Raw genomic sequence first — 16,415 nt, forward strand, 5'->3', positions numbered from 1 at the left:
CGCGCACCGGCGCGCCGGACCCGCGCAGATGCGCGATCCAGGCCGCCACGGCCCGGACCGCGCCGGCCGGCATCCGGCCGGCGGCACGTTCCGCACGCAGGACCGGCAGGATGCGTACGGGCAGCTTCACCGACCCGTCAGCGGCGATCTGCGCCAGCCGGTGCTGGATGCGCGGGTTCGACCACCGGTCGACCAGCGCCGCACGGTAATCGGCGATCTCCCCGGCCGGCAGGGTCAGGTGCCCGGCCGCCTCGTCCCACCACTGCTCCAGCCACGGCCGGCAGCGCGGATCGGTGACAGCCTGCGCGACGCTCTCCAGACCGAGAGCACTGCCGGCGTACGCGAGCAGCGAGTGCCCGCCGTTGAGCAGCCACAGTTTGCGCTGCTCGTACGGCGTGACGTCGGCGACGAACCGGGCGCCCGCCGCGTGCCAGGCCGGCCGCCCGCCGGGGAAGTCACCCCGGAGCACCCACTCCGCGTACGGCTCGGTGACCACCGGCGCCGCGTCGGCCCGCCCGGTCAGCTCGGCGACCGCGCGCACGTCGTCGTCGGTGGTGGCCGGGGTGATCCGGTCGACCATGGTCGTGACGAACGAGACGGTGTCCCGGATCCACCCGCCGAGGCCCGGATCGACCCGTTCGGCGAACTCGGTGACCACCCGGGCGACGACCGCGCCGTTGTCCGGCAGGTTGTCGCACGGCACGACGGTGAGCGGCCCGGCGCCGGCCGCCCGGCGTGCCGCGAGCCCGGCGACCAGGCGGGCCGGCACGGTGGTCACGGCCGCACGCCGGTCCGACCGCAGGGCCGCCAGGTCGGCGTCCAGCCCGCTGTCGGCCCCGCGCAGGTAGGCGGCCTCGGTGACGGTCAGCGTGACGATGCGGACCTCGGGCCGGGCCAGGTAGTCGTACCAGGCGTCCAGGTCCATGCCCGGATGCGCGGCGGCCACGCTGCCGACGACCTGGCAGTGGTCGCCGTCCGCGGCCCGCACCACCAGCGTGTAGAGCCCGTCCTGGCCGGTCAGCGCCGCGGCGAGCCGCGCCGAGCGGCCGGTGAACGCGGCGATCCCCCACTCGGCGGCGTCCGGCGCGGCGGCGGTGTACCAGGCCTGGTGCGCGCGGAAGAAGTTGCCGAGCCCGAGGTGGACGATGCGGACCGGCGGCGCGCCGCCGGTGCGGGTCAGGCGGGCGGCGGTCATATCTTGAAGACCTTTCGGGGCTGTGTGCTGACCAGGTCGATCAGGCTGTCGGTGGCCTCGTCCTCGTCGAGGCGGTGCTCGGCCACCAGCCGGGCGAGGAAACCGGCGTCGAGCCGGCGGGACATGTCGTGGCGGGCCGGGATGGAGCAGAACGCGCGGGTGTCGTCGATGAACCCGGACAGCCGGCTCAGCCCGGCGATCTCGGTCACCGCGCCGTGGAACTCGCGGATCGCCGTCGGGTTGTCCAGGAACCACCACGGCGCCCCGGCGTAGACCGACGGGTAGAAGCCGGCCAGCGGGGCGATCTCGCGGCTGAGCACGTCGGCGTCCACGGTGAAGAGCACCAGGTGCAGCCGCGGGTGGGTGCCGAAGCGCTCCAGCAGCGGTTGCAGGGCCCGGGTGTACTCGACCGCGACCGGGATGTCGTGGCCGGTGTCCGGCCCGTACCGGGCGTGGGTGGGCGGGTGGTGGTTGCGGTGGATGCCCGGGTGCAGGGTCATGACCAGGCCGTCCTCGCAGGACATCCGGGCCATCTCCAGCATCATGGCGCGCCGGAACGCCGTCGCCTCCGCCTCGGTGGCCTCGCCCTTGCGGGCGCGGGCGTAGATGCCGGCGGCCACGGCCGCATCGAGCGGCGCGGCGATCGCGTCGGCGTGCCCGTGGTCGGCGGAGACCGCCCCGTGCGCGACGAAGTACCGCCGCCGCGCGGCCAGCGCGGTCAGGTAGCCGTCGTAGTCGCCCACGTCGACGTCGGCGACCTCGCCGAGGCGGTCGACGGCGCCGGCCCAGCCGGGCGAGGCGGGCTCCAGATAGCGGTCCGGGCGAAACGTCGGGGCGACCCGGGTGGTGACCGCCGGGTCGGCGGCGAGGGCGGCGTGCGCCGCCAGGTCGTCGGCCGGGTCGTCGGTGGTGGCCAGGAACTCGATGCCGAACCGCTGGAGCAGCGCCTTCGGCCGGCACGCCGGATCGCGCAGGGCCGCCGAGATCTGGTCGTAGAGGGCGTCGGCGTTCGCCGCGCCGGGCCGCTCGGTGACCCCGAAGATGTCGGCGAGCTCGGTGTCGAACCAGAACCGCACCGGGGTGCCGCGCAGCACCTGCCAGTTCGCGCAGAGCAGCCGCCAGGCCGCGCGGGCCCGGTCCTCGGGCAGCGGCCCGCTGCCCACGCCCAGGTCCGCGAGCGGCACCCCGGCGGCGTGCAGCAGCCGGGTGACGTAGTGGTCGGGCTGCAGCAGCAGGTGGGCCGGGTCGGCGAACGGCTGGTCGGCGACGAGCATCCGCGCGTCGACGTGCCCGTGCGGCGAGACGATGGGCAGGTCCCGGACCGCCGCGTAGAGCCGGCGGGCGATCGGTCGCACCTCCGGGTCGGGTGGCAGGAGCCGGTCCGGGTGCAGGCTGAGGGGTGCGTTCACGGACGCCATGGCTCCAGGGTGGTCCCGGGGACACACCGGCGGCAATCCGTTGCCATGTCTTGCCTCGCGTACTTGCGCCCGGCTCCCGGCCCGGCGGAGGGTGCAGGTATGACCGAAACGTTGGGCGGCCCTCACGACATACTCGACGAGGCCCAGGTGCGCGAGTTCGTGGCCCGCTCATTGGCCGGCGCGGACCTCGACGGCCGCAGCGTCTGCGTGATCGTTCCCGACGCCACCCGCACCTGTCCGATGCCGCTGCTGCTCGGCGAGGTGCACCGGGCGCTCGCCGGCCGCGCCACCCGGGTGACCGTGCTGGTGGCCCTCGGCACGCACGCCGCGATGGGCCCGGCGCAGCTGCTGGCCTACCTGGGCGGCCCGTACGCCGGCTGGACCGTCCTCAACCACGAGTGGTGGAAGCCCGAGACGTTCGTGTCGCTCGGCGAGATCGACGCGGACCGGGTCGCCGAGCTGTCCGAGGGCCGCCTGAAGCAGCCGGTCCGGGTGGCGCTCAACCGGGCGGTGGTCGAGCACGACGTGTGCCTGGTGATCGGCCCGGTCTTCCCGCACGAGGTGGTCGGCTTCTCCGGCGGCAACAAGTACTTCTTCCCGGGCGTCGCGGGACAGGAGATCATCGACTTCTCGCACTGGCTGGGCGCCCTGATCACCAGCGCCGACATCATCGGCACCCGCGGCATCACCCCGGTCCGCGCGCTGATCGACCAGGCGGCCTCCCTGATCCCGAGCCGGCGCCTGGCCCTGTGCCTGGTGGTGCAGTCCGGCACCGGCGGCCTCTACGCGCTGTCGTTCGGCTCGCCCGAGGCCGCGTGGGCGTCGTGTGCCGACGTGTCCGCGCAGACCCACGTGCGATATCTGGACGCCCCGGTGCGCCGGGTCGTCTCCGTGGTGCCGGTCAAGTACGACGACATGTGGACCGGCGCGAAGGGCTTCTACAAGGTCGAGCCGGTGGTCGCCGACGGCGGTCAGGTGATCGTCTACGCCCCGCACATCACCCGGATCGCGGCGATGCACCCGGAGATCGAGCAGATCGGCTACCACTGCCGCGACTACTTCCTGAAGCAGTGGGACCGGTTCGCGCACCACCACTGGGGTGTGCTCGCGCACTCCACCCACCTGCGCGGCGCCGGCACGTACGATCCGGTGCTCGGCGAACGTGGCCGGGTGACCGTGACGCTGGCGACCGGCATCCCGGAAGAGGTGGTTCGCGCAGCGAACCTGGACTATCTCGACCCGGCGTCGGTGGATCTGGACGCGCTGGCCGCCGAGCCGGACACGCTGGTCGTGGCCCAGGCCGGCGAGGTCCTGTACCGCCTGCGGTGAGCGGTCGACCGGCGGACCACGAGCTGGCACGGCAGGGTGACGGGCGCCGGGTTGCTGGGCCGCGCGCCGCGCACGATGGCGAGCAGGTTGCCGACCGCGGTCCGGCCCATCGCGGCCAGCGGCGCGGCGACCGTGGTCAGCGGCGGGGTGACCAGCTCGGCGGCGAAGATGTTGTCGAACCCGATCACGCTGACCTCCTGCGGGATCCGCGCGCCCATCGAGGTCAGCGCCCGGATCGCGCCGATGGCCATCAGGTCGTTGTAGGCGATCACCGCGGAGGTGGGGTGCGGTGCGAACTCGGCCGCCGCGCGGGCGCCGCCCGCCACGGTCGGCGGGAAGGGGCCGAGCCGGCGGGCGTGCAGGTCGAGCTCGGTCACGGTCTCCAGCAGCGAGCGCCAGCGCATGCCGTCCGCCCAGGAGGCTTCCGGGCCGGCCAGGTAGGTGATCCGCTGATGGCCGAGCTCGGCGAGGTGCTCCACCGCCCGGCGTACCCCGCGCGGGTTGTCGGTGACCACCGACGGCACATCGGTGACCGCCCGGTTGAGCACGATCACCGGACGGCTCTTCGCCGTCATGCGGATCGCCGAGTCGGACATCCGGGTCGTGGCCAGCACGATGCCCTCGACCGTCGACGCGGCCCGGTCCAGCGCCGCCCGCTCGCGGACGCCGGACTCCTGGGTGTCGGCGAGCAGGATCGTGTATCCGGCCTCGGACGCGGCCACCTGAGCACCCCGGATGATTTCGTTGTAGAACGGGTTGGTGATGTCCGAGATCGCCAGCGCGATCATCGACGTCTGCCCGCTGGGCAGCGCGCGGGCCAGGGAGGTCGTGCGGTACCCCAGCTCGGCGGCGACCCGGTGGATGCGCTCGCTGGTCTCGAAGCTGACCCGGCCGGGACGGGAGAAGGCCCGCGACACCGTCGACGGCGCGACGCCGGCCGCCCTGGCGACGTCGTCGATGGTCGGCCGTTTCACCACGAACCGACGCTAGTCACCAGCCCTACCCCCGGCAACCGGTTGCCGGGGAATCAGCGACGCCGAAGGGGACCACGATGATTGACACGACCGGTGTGACCGACCGGCTGGCCGGGATCGGCCGCCTCGGCGTCGCCTTCTCCGGGGGCGTCGACTCCTCGGTGCTGCTGGCGCTGGCCACCCGCGCTCTGGGCGCCGACCGGGTGATCGGGATCCTCGGGGTCTCGCCCAGCCTCGCCGCCGACGAGCGGACCGCCGCGCACGAGGTCGCCCGGCACATCGGCGTCCCGCTCGTCGAGGTCACCACCCACGAGCAGGACCTGGCCGCGTACCGGGCGAACGGGCCGGACCGGTGCTTCCACTGCAAGGACGAGCTGTTCACCCGGATCAGCGACGAGGTCGTCACCGCGTACCGGCTGGACGCCGTGGCCTACGGGGAGAACGCCGACGACGCCCGCCGGCCGGACCGTCCCGGGGCGCGCGCCGCGGTCGCCCACCGGGTGCTGCGGCCGCTCGCGGACGCCGGGATCGGCAAGGCCGGGGTGCGCGGCATCGCCCACGCGCTCGGGCTGCCCTGCGCCGACAAACCGGCGGCGCCCTGCCTGGCCTCGCGCATCCCGCACTTCACCGATGTCACCCCGGCCAAGCTGCGCCAGATCGAGCAGGCCGAGGCCGGCCTGCGCCGGCTGGGCTTCACCGAGCTGCGGGTACGCCACCACGGCGAACTCGCCCGGATCGAGCTGCCGCCCGGGGACCTGCTGCGGGCGGTCACCGACCCGGTGCGCGGCAGGGTCCGCGACGCCGTGGTGGCCGCCGGTTTCCGCTTCGCCGCCGTCGACCTGGCCGGGGTGCAGTCGGGCGCCTTCACCCTCCCGCTGGTCACGGCCACCCATGCCTGACGAGCTGCCGTTCGCCGAGCTCGACCTGGACCGGACGGCACGCCGCGGCTACCCGGAGGCGGTCTACTGCGCCGGCAAGACACCCGAGCAGGTCGCCGCCATCGCGGCCGCCGTGCGCGCCCGGCCGGACGTGGTCACGCTGTTCACCCGGGCCGGGCCGGAGCACGCCAAGGCGGTGCTGTCGGAGCTGCCGGACGCCTTCCACGACACCGACGCGGCCCTGCTGGCCTGGCCGCCGGAGCCGCCGGAACCCGACGGCGGGCTGGTGGTGGTGGCCGCGGCCGGCACCTCGGACCTGCCGGTCGCCCGGGAGGCGCTGCACACGGCACGGTTTCTGGGCCGTCGTACCGAACTGGTCGTCGACGTCGGGGTGGCCGGCCTGCACCGCGTGCTGCGCCGGCTGGACCTGCTGCGCCGCGCCCGCGCGATCGTGGTGGCCGCCGGCATGGACGGCGCGCTGCCCAGCGTCGTCGCCGGGCTGGTGGCGGCGCCGGTGGTCGCGGTACCGACCTCGGTCGGTTACGGCGCCGCCTTCGGCGGCCTGGCCCCACTGCTGACCATGCTGAACGCCTGCGCGCCGGGCGTCGCCGTGGTCAACATCGACAACGGGTACGGCGCCGGGCACCTCGCCGCCCAGATCGCCGCGCCGTTCCCCACGGACCAGGGCTGAACGCCCGCGGCACGTCCCGGCGAGCGCCGGGACGTGCCGTCCTGCCGTGCGGGGGTCACCGGCGGGCGAACGCCAGCCGGGCGAGGCCGAACATCGCGAGCAGGATGCCGACCGCGCCGACGCCGTACCAGGGCAGCGGGGCCCCGCTGTCGGCCCGGCCGCCGTCACCGCTGGGCACGCCGCCCGGCGCGGAGTGCAGGCCCTTGATGCTCTGCGACACGATGTCGAGCGTCTCGTCCTCGGCCGAGCCGACCGCGTAGACGATCGTCGCGGTGCCCTCGGCCAGGTCCAGGTCGGCCGGGCCGAGCACCCGGGTGTCGGTGCCGGCGAGCACCACGTCGGCGGAGACGCTGCCGGCGTCCAGGTCGGCCTTGCCCTCCTTGCCGTTGGTCACACCCTCGAACACCGGCTCGCCACCGGCGCGGATGTCCACGGCGGGCGCGGCCGCGGTGTGCCGCACGATCAGCCGGGTCTTGCCGGCGTCCAGCTTCGCGGTGTCGTTGGCGAACGGCGTCAGCGTCGGCTCCCCGGACGCGTTCAGGTGCGCCACCAGGCTGATGTTGGCGTCACCGGGCACCTCGGCGTTGTCCACGGTTAGCAGCGCGTCACCGATCGCCGCGCCGGGCTTGGTCAGCGCGATGTCGTACTGCCCGGCGGGCAGGCTGAGCGGGCCGGCGACCTTGCCCGGCTGGAAGTCCGGGATGGTCTTCTCGCCGTTGACGTAGACGTCCACCGGCTGGCCCGGGATGCCGTGCACGACCGATACCTGCGAGTTCGCCCGGGCGTAGGCCGGCGAGGCGCCGAGTGCCCCGACCGTGCCGAGCGCGAGCATGGACACCGCGGCGACGGCGGCCGTACGGCGGAGAGGCAGAATGCTCATCGAATCTCCTCCAGCTGATCGTCATGGATTCGGTTACGCCCGGTCCTTCGCACCGGCGACCACGGATGGATGCAGCCGGCGGAAAACCGAGACCGAGGACCGGAGAATCGATGTGCGGGAAGGAGGGCGATGAGCTCCGACGACGAGCTCGCCGAGCGGTTACGCGCCGGCGACGAGAAGGCTTTACGCACCGCTTATGACCGGCACGGCGCGGCCGTGCTCTACCTGGCCCAGCGGCTGCTGGGCAATCGGGCGGACGCCGAGGACGTCACCCAGCTGACGTTCGTGGCAGCCTGGAACGGCCGGGACGGTTTCGATCCGCAGCGCGGCACGATCCTCGGCTGGCTGCTGGGGATCGCCCGGCGCAAGGCCGTCGACCGCTTGCGCTCGGCAGCGCGAGACGATCGCAACACCGCGACCGTACGGGCGCAGCAGCCGCCCGTGGACACCGGCGAGACTCCGGAGCGGATCGTGGACCGGCTGGTGGTCGCCGACGAGTTGAGCCGGTTGCCCGACGAACAGCGACGCACACTGGAGATGGCGTTCTTCGACGACCTGACCCATCCACAGATAGCGGCAGCCACCGGGCTGCCACTCGGAACGGTCAAGAGCCACATCCGACGAGGAATGGCGAACCTGCGACGTCGTTGGGAGGTGGACGGTGCAGCATCTGGATCCCGATCGGCTGGTCCTTCTCGCGCTCTCTGAGGAAGATGAGCAGCTGAGCGAGGCGGATCACCTCGTACACTGTGCCGCCTGCCGGCACGAGATGGAGTCGCTGCGCGGCGTCGCCGACATCGGCTCACAGGTGCAGGACCTGCGGGACCTGCCCCCGCCGCCGGAGCACGTCTGGCGGGCCATCGAGGCCGGCATCGCGGCCCCACCGGCGCCGATCGCCCCGCCAGCACCGGCAGCACCGGCAGCACCGGTGGCTCCGCCGGCGCCGGTCGCCGACCTGACCGAGCGGCGGCAGCGGGCCCGGCGTACGCGTTCCCGCTGGCTGCTGCCGGCGATCAGCGCCGCCGCGGCCGCGGTGCTCGCGGTGGCCGGCACCCTCGCGGTCGATCGCCTCGTCTCCCGGCCCGCGCCCGGTGAGGCGACGGCCCGGGCGACGCTCACCCCGCTGGAGACGGTGCCGCCGACCGCGGGCGGCGACGTGCAGGTGTTCGCCGACGGGCAGATGCGCATCGACGTGCGCGATCTGCCGCTGACCAGCGGCTTCCACGAGGTGTGGCTGCTCGACCCGGACGACCCGACGAAGATGGTGGCCGTCGGCAACCTGCCGGACCGGGCGGACCGGGCGGAGGCCGTGCTGCCGGTGCCGCCGGGCACCGATCTGAACCGGTTCCGCCTGGTCGACGTCAGCGACGAACCGCACGACGGCGACGCCACCCATTCGGGCCGCAGCCTGCTGCGCGGAACTCTCACCTCATAGCCGCATCCAAACGCGGCGACGCGAGCGAAGGACGGGGTGGTGGCACCGCAGCCACCATCCCGTACCGGAAAGGACGCTCGACAATGAGGATCACCCGACTGGGCAAGCGCGCCGCCGCCGTGGCCACCGCCGCCATCGTCGCCTCCGCCCTCTCCGCCGCGCCGGCCGCCGCGCACGGCAAGAAGCCGCTCAAGACCAAGTCCCTGGCCGCCGTGCTCACGGCGGACAAGAGCGGCTTCGACCGCAACGGCCACGACTACGACATCCTGGCCGCGGCCGTGCAGGCGGTGCTGAAGGCCAAGCCGGGCAGCCCGGTCGGTGTGCTCGCCGACGGCAAGACCGCGCTGACCGCGTTCATCCCGACCGACCGGGCCTTCCAGAAGCTGGTCGCCGACCTGCAGGACAGCCGGCTGCCCAGCGAGAAGAAGACCTTCACCGCGGTGGCGGGCCTGGGCATCGACACCGTCGAGGCGGTCCTGCTCTACCACGTCGTGCCGGGCGCGACGATCGACCGCAAGGCCGCGCTCAAGTCCGACGGCGCGAAGCTCACCACCGCGGGCGGCGGCACCGTCAAGGTCGACGTGTACGGCCACTGGTGGAAGCGGGTCAAGCTGATCGACGCGGACCGCAGCGACCGCGACCCGCGGGTGATCCGTTTCGACATCAACAAGGGCAACAAGCAGATCGCACACGGCATCGACCGGGTGCTGCGCCCGATCGATCTGCCCTGATCGATGCATTGAGGGGCGCGGACCGGCCCGGTCCGCGCCCACAATGGGGGGATGACCGCCGCTGACCCGCTGGCTCCGGCCACCCTCGGGCCGGTCAGCCTGCGCAATCGCGTCATCAAGTCCGCCACCTTCGAGGGGGCGACGCCCGACGGCCTGGTCACCCCCCGGCTGATCGAGTACCACACCGCCGTGGGGCGCGGCGGGGCCGGCATGACAACCGTCGCCTTCCTCGCGGTCTCCCCCGAGGGCCGCATCCAGCGCGGGCAGATCCACTGGCAGCCCGCGGCGCTGCCCGGGCTGCGCCGGCTCACCGAGGCCGTGCACGGCACCGGCGCCCGGATCAGCGCGCAGATCGGGCACGCCGGCCCGCTGGCGAACTCCCGCTCGACCGGGTCGCCGTCGCTGGCGCCCTCGAGGCGCTTCAACCCGCTGTCGCTGAGCTTCGACCGGACCGCGAGCCGGGCCGACCTCCAGCGGGTCGTGGACGCCCACGCCCGGGCCGCGATCGCCGCACGTGACGTCGGCTTCGACGCGGTCGAGGTCCACCTCGGGCACACGTACCTGGCCGGGGCGTTCCTGTCGCCGAAGCTCAACCGGCGCCGCGACGAGTTCGGCGGCAGCCCGGCCCGCCGCGCCGATTTCCCGCGTCGCATCCTCGCCGCCGTCAAACGGGCCGTCGGGGACGACGTCGCCGTCCTCGCCAAGCTGAACATGGCCGACGGGGTGCGCGGCGGCTTCTGGCTCGACGAGTCGATCCCGTTCGCGCGGACGCTGCAGGCCGACGGGCATCTGGACGCCCTGGAGCTGACCGGCGGGTCGTCGCTGCTCAACCCGATGTACCTGTTCCGCGGCGACGTACCGCTGCGCGCGATGGCCGGCGCGCTGCCGCCCTGGGTGCGGCCCGGCATCCGGCTGTTCGGCCGCCGGTTCTTCCGCCACTATCCGTACGAGCCGCTGTACTTCCGCGACCACGCCCTGCGGTTCCGCCGCGAGCTGTCGATGCCGCTGATCCTGCTCGGTGGCGTCACCGACCTGGACGGCATGCGGACGGCCATGCGGGACGGTTTCGACTACGTCGCGATGGCACGGGCGCTGCTGCGGGAGCCGGATCTGATCAACCGGCTACGGCGCGACCCGGCGGCCCGCTCGCTGTGCACGCACGGCAACCTGTGCGCCGCCAGCATCTTCACCGGCACCCACTGCCCGCTCGATGCCGACGGCACCGCGGCGCTGGTTCGCGCCGGCACCCGGCCGGTCGGCGCCCCGTGACGAGCCCGCGTCAGCTCCCGGGCAGAAGCGCCCCGGTCAGCGGGTCGTAGCGGTACACCTGCACACTCCTTCTCGGCACGTCCGCCTGCAGGCCGGTGGTCCGCACGGTGGTCTTGCCCCGGTCGTACCGATCCTCGGTCTCGATGCGCAACCACGCCTGACCGTCGCGCAGCACGGTGACCTCCTGGAGGAGGGTGCCGTCCCGGCCGGCCGCGATCGCGTAGACCGGGCCGGTGGGCGGGGCGATGTCGACGCCGCCGTCGGCGCGGATGGTCAGGGTGGCGACCAGGTCGCCACGACCGCCGTTGGCATCGGTCGCGAAGTCGTAGATCAGCGCCGGGTCACCCACGTAGTGCTTGAGGCGGCCGAGACCGGTGACGTCCATGCCGTTGTAGAAGTTGTCGGCCTCGCTGTTGAGCCAGAGGTGCGAGTTGTGGGTCGGGTAGCTGAAGCTCGGGCCCGAGTTGTAGCTCAGGTTCCAGTGCGGCGGGTTGTCGGTGTGCAGCGTGTTGTTGGTCTCGAAGCCCTGGACGAACCAGCGGTGCCCCTTGGCGGCGGCCGCGGCCTTCAGCCCGGAGGCGGTCAGGATGGTGTGCGCGGCGAACACCTGGTGGATCTGCGACCTCACCTCGTTCGCCGGCCACGGCACGGTCAGCCACGGCCCGGCGGCCCGGTCCGGGTCGTTGTGCACCAGGATGAACTCCATGCCGGGCGACTGGTCCAGATAGCTCCAGATCTGGATGGTCGGCTGGTTGGCGCTGGCCGTCGTCCGGGTGATCGGGAGCGTGAAGCGGAAACGGTGCGGGTCGGCGGGATCCGGCCGGATGGCGAGCCGGCTGTCCAGGTACACCACCGCCTTCACCGGCACGTCCGGCCAGTAGGCCTCGACCTCGATGCCCTCGGCGCTGCTGGGGCCGGTGACGAACGTGTAGTAGTCGGCGCGGCTGGGGTTATGGTATTTCGCGCCCGGGACGAACTGATAACCCGCCGGCAGCACGATCTCCGGCACGCTCGGCTCGCCCGGCTGGGACCGGACGAGGCGGAAGGCGGCGAAAGCGGCCGGCTCGGCGGCGCGTGCCGCGACGGGCAGCGCCAGGATCGCGCCGGCGGCGGCAGCGCCGAGCAGCGCACGGCGGGTTACCGGGAAAGACATAGACAAACCTCCATAAGCCCACAGTGGACAGTAGGCGCCATGACCCCATCAGGGAAGGGTGACCGCCTGCGGTCCACGGCGTGAGTTCGCCGTTGCGCCGAAGCGAACTGCGGTGTGCGCCGCGTCACAGACCCGACGCCGGCGACCGGTTTCCCTGCGGCCGGTGGTCTGGATATCGATGCGTACGCCCGTCAAGAGAGGCCGCGATGCCGTCCGACGCCGAATTTGCCGCCCTGTCCGAACCGTTCCGGCCCGAGTTGCTCGCGCACTGCTACCGGATCCTCGGGTCCGTCCACGATGCCGAGGACCTGGTGCAGGAGACCTACCTGCGGGCCTGGCGGGCCTTCGACAGCTTCGAGGGCCGCTCCTCGCTGCGACGATGGCTCTATCGGATCGCCACCATGGCGTGCCTGACCGCGCTGGAGTCCCGCTCCCGGCGGCCGCTGCCGTCCGGGCTGGGCGCGCCGTCCGACGACCACCGGGTGGCCCTGCGGCCCGCCGACCCGACCGTGCCGTGGCTGCAGCCGGCGCCCGACGCGCTGTTCGGCGCCGACGACCCGGCCACGATCGTGGCCGGCCGCAGCGGCGTACGGCTGGCGTTCATCGCCGCGCTGCAACTGCTGCCGGCCCGGCAGCGGGCCGTGCTGACCCTGCGGGACGTGCTCGCGTTCCGGACCGCCGAGGTGGCCGCGATGCTCGACACCACACCGGCCGCGGTCGAGAGCACGCTGCGCCGTGCCCGGGCCGGCCTCGCCGAGGCCCGCCCGGTCCAGGACGACCTGGCCGAACCGGCCGAGGAGACCCAGCGGGCGCTGCTCGACGGCTACGTCGACGCGTTCACCCGGGCCGACCCGGACGCCCTGGTCGGCCTGCTGCGCGCGGACGTCGAGCTGGAGATGCCGCCGATCCCGACCTGGTTCACCGGCCGGACGGCCGTGGTCGGCTTCCTGGCCGCGCGGGTGCTGCGCCCGGACCGCTGGCGGATGGTCACCACCCGCGCCAACGGCCAGCCCACGGCGGTCGCCTACCTGCGCCGCGGTGATCACTACGAGGCGCACGGGGTCGAGGTGCTGACGCTGAGCGGGTCCCGCATCGCCCGGATCACCGCGTTCCACGACACCAGCCTCGTGCCGCTGTTCGGCCTGGCGCACACGGTCGCTGCCTGATGCCCGCCCTGGCCACGCTCTTCCTCGGCATGTTCGTGATGGGCAGCACCGAACTGCTCATCGTCGGCGTCCTCGACCTCGTCGCCACCGACCTGCGGGTCTCCATCCCGGCGGCCGGCACGCTGGTGACCGCGTACGCGCTCGGCCTCGCCATCGGCGGCCCGCTGCTGACCGCCCTGACCATCCGGTTCAACAAGCGGACACTGCTGGCGGCGATGCTCGCGCTGTTCGTGGTGACCACCCTGATCACCGTGCTGACCAGCGACTACGCCCTGTTCCTGATCGCTCGCACGGCCACCGGCGCGTTCCAGGGCGTGTTCATCGCGGCCGCGTTCGCCGCGGGCGCCGCGGTCGTCCCGCCGGAACGGATGGGCCGGGCGATCGCCGTGGTGATCTCCGGGGTGACCGTCTCCGGTGCGCTGGGCGTGCCGCTCGGAACGCTCGCCGGACAGGCCCTCGGCTGGCGCGGCTCGTTCACCGCCGCCGCGGTCCTGGCCGCGCTGGCGCTCGTCGCCACGCTGCTGCTGGTGCCGTCGGTGCCGAGCAGCGGCGGCGGCGCGGGCAGCCAGGTCCGGCACGCGTTCGCGCCACCGGTACTGGCGATCCTCGCGCTGACCGTCCTGGTGTTCGCGTCGGTCTACGCGGCACTGACCTACATCGTGCCGTTCCTGCAGACGGTCACCGGTGTCTCCGGCGCGGCGATCAGCGTGTTCCTGCTGGCGTACGGACTGGCCACCGCAGTCGGCTCGTTCGGCGGTGGCCGCTTCGCGGACGCCGACGCCGCCCGTACCCTCGTCGTCGCCTCGATCGGCGTCGCCGGCTGCCTGCTGGCGCTGCTGCTGGGGGGTTCGTTCGCGGTCCTGGTGGCGCTGGCGCTGTTCGGCACCGGCCTGTTCGGCATGGCGATGGCCCCGTCGATGCAGTACCGCGTGATCAGCCTGGCCGGTCCCGGCGGCGCGTTCGCCCAGTCGCTGCCCGCCTCCGCGGCCAACATCGGCATCGCATCGGGCTCGTTCGCCGGCGGCGTGGCGCTCGGCGCCTTCGACGTCTCCGCGGCCGTCGTCGCCGCCCTGATCATCGCCGTGGCCGCCATCCCGGTGGCCTGGGCGACCAGCTTCCTCAAACCCGCCGAGACCGCCGCAGAGAGGGAAACCACCCATGGACATCACAGCCCGCGCTGAGAAACTCCGCGCACTGCACAGCGGCGAGATGCTCGTCCTGCCCAACGCCTGGGACGTGGCCAGCGCGACGGTCGTGGCCGAGGCCGGGTTCCCGGCGGTCGCGACCACGAGCGCCGCGATCGCCGCGATGCTCGGATACGACGACGGCGAGGGCGCGCCGTGGCAGGAGATGTTCGCGGCGGCCGGCCGGATCGCCCGGGCGGTGCCGGTCCCGGTCACGATCGACGCCGAAGCCGGGTACGGGCTGCGGCCGCGCGAACTCGTGAACCGGCTGCTGGAGATCGAGGTGGCCGGCTGCAATCTGGAGGACACCGACCACCGCACCGGCGGCCTGGCCGGCGCGGAGGCACACGCCGAGTGGCTGGCCGCGGTTCGCGCCGCCGCCTCCGACGCGGGCGTGCCGCTGGTGCTCAACGCCCGGGTGGACACGTTCCTGCCGGACCGCGGGATCCCGGAACCGGACCGGCTCGCCGAGGCGATCCGGCGCGGCCGGCTCTATCGCGCCGCCGGCGCGGACTGTGTCTACCCCATCGGGGTACGCGACCGGCACACCATCACCGCCCTGGTCGCCGAGGTGCCCGCCCCGATCAACGGCAACACCTCGGACGAGCTCGACCTCGCCACGCTGCGGGCGGCAGGCGTGGCGAGGGTGTCCTACGGGCCGAGCTTCTACCGGGCCGCCCTCGCGAACTTCGCGACGGCGGCACGCCGGCTGCGGTCGTAACCTCGGGCGTCAGAAATCGGCGCGCTGGCTACGGACGATCTGGAGCTTCGCGTAGTCCGCGGAGTTCGCGTTCACGTTGAACCCGAGCGTCCAGTACCAGTCCCGCTCCCGCTCGATGCTGCTCGGGTTGGCCTGGTCGTAGTGGCCCGAGTCGTAGAGCTGCTTCGTCACGGTGGCGGTCCAGGTGGCGGCGAGCGGCTCCTTGAACAGCACGCCGCGGGTGGGCCGGTGGCTGTAGTCGTACCGGTTGCCGTAGGTGATGAAGATGTCCGGGTTGCTGGGGTCGCCGACCTTCAGCAGGTGGTGCGAGCTGGCGAGGAACCCGGACCCGTTGATCAGCGGCCGGTGGATGTTGAAGGCCGCCGTGTCGCTGTACGCGTTCCACCGGGCCAGGACGAACGGCCGCGCGTGCCGTCCCGTCTGACCGGCCGGCGGGCTGGCGAGGATGGCCTCGGCGCGGATGCCCGCGATGACGGTGTCACCGACCTGCACGAGGACGGGCTCGGTGTACCGCAGGTTCTCGGTGGCCGGCGAGTCGTCGTTCGCGATGATCCGGCGGAACGACTGCGGGCTGAGCAGCGCGCCGGTGCCCGGCTGGTACTTCGCCCGCATGTAGTAGGCGCCGCCGCCCGAGCCGTCGGCGTAGAACGGGACCAGCACCTCGTCGACGTTGCTGGCCGTGTTCGTCAGCGGCAGGACGCCGCCGTGGCTGGCGACGCTGGCCGGCATGCCCGCGACGCGCAGCTCCACCGGGTCGGCGAAGCGCGTCCACCCCGGCTGCCAGTACGAGTAGTACACCTTGCCCTGCGCGAAGAAGGTCATGATCACCTTGCCGTCGCGCATCCGGGTGAGGTGCGGGTCGCGGGTGTCGATGTCCGCCCACGGCGTCTGCTTGCTCAGCGCCGGAACAGGGGCGCTCCACGTGCCCGCCACCTCGTCGAAGATCGACAGCTCGATCCGGCCGACCGTGCCCGCGTGCTCCAGGGCCCGGTGCCAGACCGCCATGATCCGGTCGTTGGTGTCCTGGAGTTCGACGAAGGACGGGAACCGCGGCTCGTAGCCGCCCTCCTCCTTGGTGATCGTGCCGATGATGTCGATGGCCGCCTGCGCGGGCTGGGGCGCCAGCGTCACCGCCAGCACCGCGGTCGCCGCGACGGCAGCGCCGCGGTGGAGAACTCGTGCGATCTTGCGCATCTTCCGCCTGTTCACTTGTGGACAATGACGGTGATCATTCTGCCGGGCCGCATCCACCCCGCGCATGGCGAGGGCGTGAAACCTCAGCAACACCTCTCCCCTGCCGCATCCGGGCGGCGTGCGCCCCTCTCGTGGCATGCTCGGGCGAGCTACAACGCCGCTTGGTGCTCAGAATCGCGGGCGCCACCGTACTGCTC

Annotated in this window: 16 protein-coding genes; 10 read left to right on the plus strand and 6 right to left on the minus strand. The window is 73.1% G+C overall.

The genetic code is table 11. The annotated features are described in order from the left end of the window. Positions 1 to 1,195 (minus strand): mannitol dehydrogenase family protein (locus AB0F81_RS30740; protein WP_360202847.1); only part of this gene is annotated, 1,195 nt, incomplete at its 3' end. Continuing rightward, positions 1,192 to 2,613 (minus strand): glucuronate isomerase, encoded by a 1,422-nt coding sequence (uxaC, locus tag AB0F81_RS30745; protein ID WP_360202849.1) that lies wholly within the window; start codon positions 2,611 to 2,613, stop codon positions 1,192 to 1,194. The genes uxaC and AB0F81_RS30740, both read right to left, overlap by 4 nt. 99 nt (positions 2,614 to 2,712) lie before the next feature. Here uxaC and AB0F81_RS30750 point away from each other — a divergent pair, with 99 nt between their 5' ends. After that, positions 2,713 to 3,942, plus strand: coding sequence for a lactate racemase domain-containing protein (locus AB0F81_RS30750; protein WP_360202851.1), 1,230 nt, complete (start codon positions 2,713 to 2,715; stop codon positions 3,940 to 3,942). On the opposite strand, the gene AB0F81_RS30755 is transcribed toward AB0F81_RS30750, so the two are convergent. Next, complete coding sequence (locus AB0F81_RS30755; protein WP_360202852.1) at positions 3,843 to 4,919, minus strand: LacI family DNA-binding transcriptional regulator; 1,077 nt, start codon at positions 4,917 to 4,919, stop codon at positions 3,843 to 3,845. The two genes, AB0F81_RS30750 and AB0F81_RS30755, sit on opposite strands and share 100 nt — an antisense overlap. A gap of 74 nt (positions 4,920 to 4,993) precedes the next feature. Here AB0F81_RS30755 and larE point away from each other — a divergent pair, with 74 nt between their 5' ends. Then, complete coding sequence (gene larE / locus AB0F81_RS30760) at positions 4,994 to 5,815, plus strand: ATP-dependent sacrificial sulfur transferase LarE (RefSeq protein WP_360202853.1); 822 nt, start codon at positions 4,994 to 4,996, stop codon at positions 5,813 to 5,815. Further along, positions 5,808 to 6,485 carry a nickel pincer cofactor biosynthesis protein LarB gene (gene larB, locus AB0F81_RS30765; protein ID WP_360202855.1) on the plus strand — a complete coding sequence of 226 codons (678 nt, stop codon included), beginning with the start codon at positions 5,808 to 5,810 and terminating at the stop codon, positions 6,483 to 6,485. Before larE ends, larB begins: the two co-directional genes overlap by 8 nt. 55 nt (positions 6,486 to 6,540) lie before the next feature. Here larB and AB0F81_RS30770 read toward each other — a convergent pair whose 3' ends face one another. Continuing rightward, a complete protein-coding gene (locus tag AB0F81_RS30770; protein WP_360202905.1) occupies positions 6,541 to 7,317 on the minus strand; it encodes a DUF4397 domain-containing protein in 777 nt (258 codons plus the stop codon). A gap of 177 nt (positions 7,318 to 7,494) precedes the next feature. Here AB0F81_RS30770 and AB0F81_RS30775 point away from each other — a divergent pair, with 177 nt between their 5' ends. The 4 genes from AB0F81_RS30775 to AB0F81_RS30790 all read left to right on the plus strand — a co-directional run bounded on the left by AB0F81_RS30775 (position 7,495) and on the right by AB0F81_RS30790 (position 10,800). Further along, positions 7,495 to 8,073, plus strand: a complete 579-nt coding sequence (locus tag AB0F81_RS30775) for a sigma-70 family RNA polymerase sigma factor (RefSeq protein WP_360202857.1) — start codon at positions 7,495 to 7,497, stop codon at positions 8,071 to 8,073. Then, positions 8,027 to 8,800 carry an anti-sigma factor gene (locus AB0F81_RS30780; protein WP_360202859.1) on the plus strand — a complete coding sequence of 258 codons (774 nt, stop codon included), beginning with the start codon at positions 8,027 to 8,029 and terminating at the stop codon, positions 8,798 to 8,800. The genes AB0F81_RS30775 and AB0F81_RS30780 overlap by 47 nt, the downstream gene beginning before the upstream one ends. A gap of 83 nt (positions 8,801 to 8,883) precedes the next feature. After that, entirely contained in the window at positions 8,884 to 9,531 is a 648-nt protein-coding gene (locus tag AB0F81_RS30785; RefSeq protein WP_360202861.1) for a fasciclin domain-containing protein, read from the plus strand. 51 nt (positions 9,532 to 9,582) lie between these two features. Next, positions 9,583 to 10,800 carry an NADH:flavin oxidoreductase gene (locus AB0F81_RS30790; protein WP_360202862.1) on the plus strand — a complete coding sequence of 406 codons (1,218 nt, stop codon included), beginning with the start codon at positions 9,583 to 9,585 and terminating at the stop codon, positions 10,798 to 10,800. A 10-nt stretch (positions 10,801 to 10,810) separates the two neighbouring features. Here the strand turns inward: AB0F81_RS30790 and AB0F81_RS30795 are convergent, their stop codons facing one another. After that, positions 10,811 to 11,953 (minus strand): hypothetical protein, encoded by a 1,143-nt coding sequence (locus AB0F81_RS30795; RefSeq protein WP_360202863.1) that lies wholly within the window; start codon positions 11,951 to 11,953, stop codon positions 10,811 to 10,813. Positions 11,954 to 12,033: 80 nt separating this feature from the next. Between AB0F81_RS30795 and AB0F81_RS30800 the strand changes: the two genes are divergently transcribed. From AB0F81_RS30800 to AB0F81_RS30810, 3 genes are read left to right on the plus strand one after another with little or no spacing between them, the layout of a single operon-like run. Continuing rightward, entirely contained in the window at positions 12,034 to 13,119 is a 1,086-nt protein-coding gene (locus AB0F81_RS30800) for a sigma-70 family RNA polymerase sigma factor (protein WP_360202865.1), read from the plus strand. Next, positions 13,119 to 14,300, plus strand: coding sequence for an MFS transporter (locus AB0F81_RS30805; protein WP_360202867.1), 1,182 nt, complete (start codon positions 13,119 to 13,121; stop codon positions 14,298 to 14,300). Before AB0F81_RS30800 ends, AB0F81_RS30805 begins: the two co-directional genes overlap by 1 nt. Continuing rightward, the gene (locus tag AB0F81_RS30810; protein WP_360202869.1) at positions 14,278 to 15,024 is read left to right on the plus strand and encodes an isocitrate lyase/phosphoenolpyruvate mutase family protein; all 747 of its coding nucleotides are present in this window, start codon (positions 14,278 to 14,280) and stop codon (positions 15,022 to 15,024) included. Before AB0F81_RS30805 ends, AB0F81_RS30810 begins: the two co-directional genes overlap by 23 nt. 9 nt (positions 15,025 to 15,033) lie before the next feature. Here AB0F81_RS30810 and AB0F81_RS30815 read toward each other — a convergent pair whose 3' ends face one another. Beyond that, positions 15,034 to 16,233 carry an exo-alpha-sialidase gene (locus AB0F81_RS30815; RefSeq protein WP_360202870.1) on the minus strand — a complete coding sequence of 400 codons (1,200 nt, stop codon included), beginning with the start codon at positions 16,231 to 16,233 and terminating at the stop codon, positions 15,034 to 15,036. Between the last annotated feature and the right edge of the window lie 182 nt (positions 16,234 to 16,415).

Origin of the sequence: Actinoplanes sp. NPDC024001, from assembly GCF_040638955.1 — a bacterium.
GTDB lineage: Bacteria > Actinomycetota > Actinomycetes > Mycobacteriales > Micromonosporaceae > Actinoplanes.

What these genes read in the sequence shown, in the direction of transcription:
- uxaC (WP_360202849.1), bottom strand. Translation starts at nt 2,613, where the DNA reads ATGGCGTCCGTGAACGCACCCCTCAGCCTGCACCCGGACCGGCTCCTG.
- AB0F81_RS30750 (WP_360202851.1), top strand. Translation starts at nt 2,713, where the DNA reads ATGACCGAAACGTTGGGCGGCCCTCACGACATACTCGACGAGGCCCAG.
- larE (WP_360202853.1), top strand. Translation starts at nt 4,994, where the DNA reads ATGATTGACACGACCGGTGTGACCGACCGGCTGGCCGGGATCGGCCGC.
- larB (WP_360202855.1), top strand. Translation starts at nt 5,808, where the DNA reads ATGCCTGACGAGCTGCCGTTCGCCGAGCTCGACCTGGACCGGACGGCA.
- AB0F81_RS30770 (WP_360202905.1), bottom strand. Translation starts at nt 7,317, where the DNA reads ATGCTCGCGCTCGGCACGGTCGGGGCACTCGGCGCCTCGCCGGCCTAC.
- AB0F81_RS30775 (WP_360202857.1), top strand. Translation starts at nt 7,495, where the DNA reads ATGAGCTCCGACGACGAGCTCGCCGAGCGGTTACGCGCCGGCGACGAG.
- AB0F81_RS30785 (WP_360202861.1), top strand. Translation starts at nt 8,884, where the DNA reads ATGAGGATCACCCGACTGGGCAAGCGCGCCGCCGCCGTGGCCACCGCC.
- AB0F81_RS30790 (WP_360202862.1), top strand. Translation starts at nt 9,583, where the DNA reads ATGACCGCCGCTGACCCGCTGGCTCCGGCCACCCTCGGGCCGGTCAGC.
- AB0F81_RS30795 (WP_360202863.1), bottom strand. Translation starts at nt 11,953, where the DNA reads ATGTCTTTCCCGGTAACCCGCCGTGCGCTGCTCGGCGCTGCCGCCGCC.
- AB0F81_RS30805 (WP_360202867.1), top strand. Translation starts at nt 13,119, where the DNA reads ATGCCCGCCCTGGCCACGCTCTTCCTCGGCATGTTCGTGATGGGCAGC.
- AB0F81_RS30810 (WP_360202869.1), top strand. Translation starts at nt 14,278, where the DNA reads ATGGACATCACAGCCCGCGCTGAGAAACTCCGCGCACTGCACAGCGGC.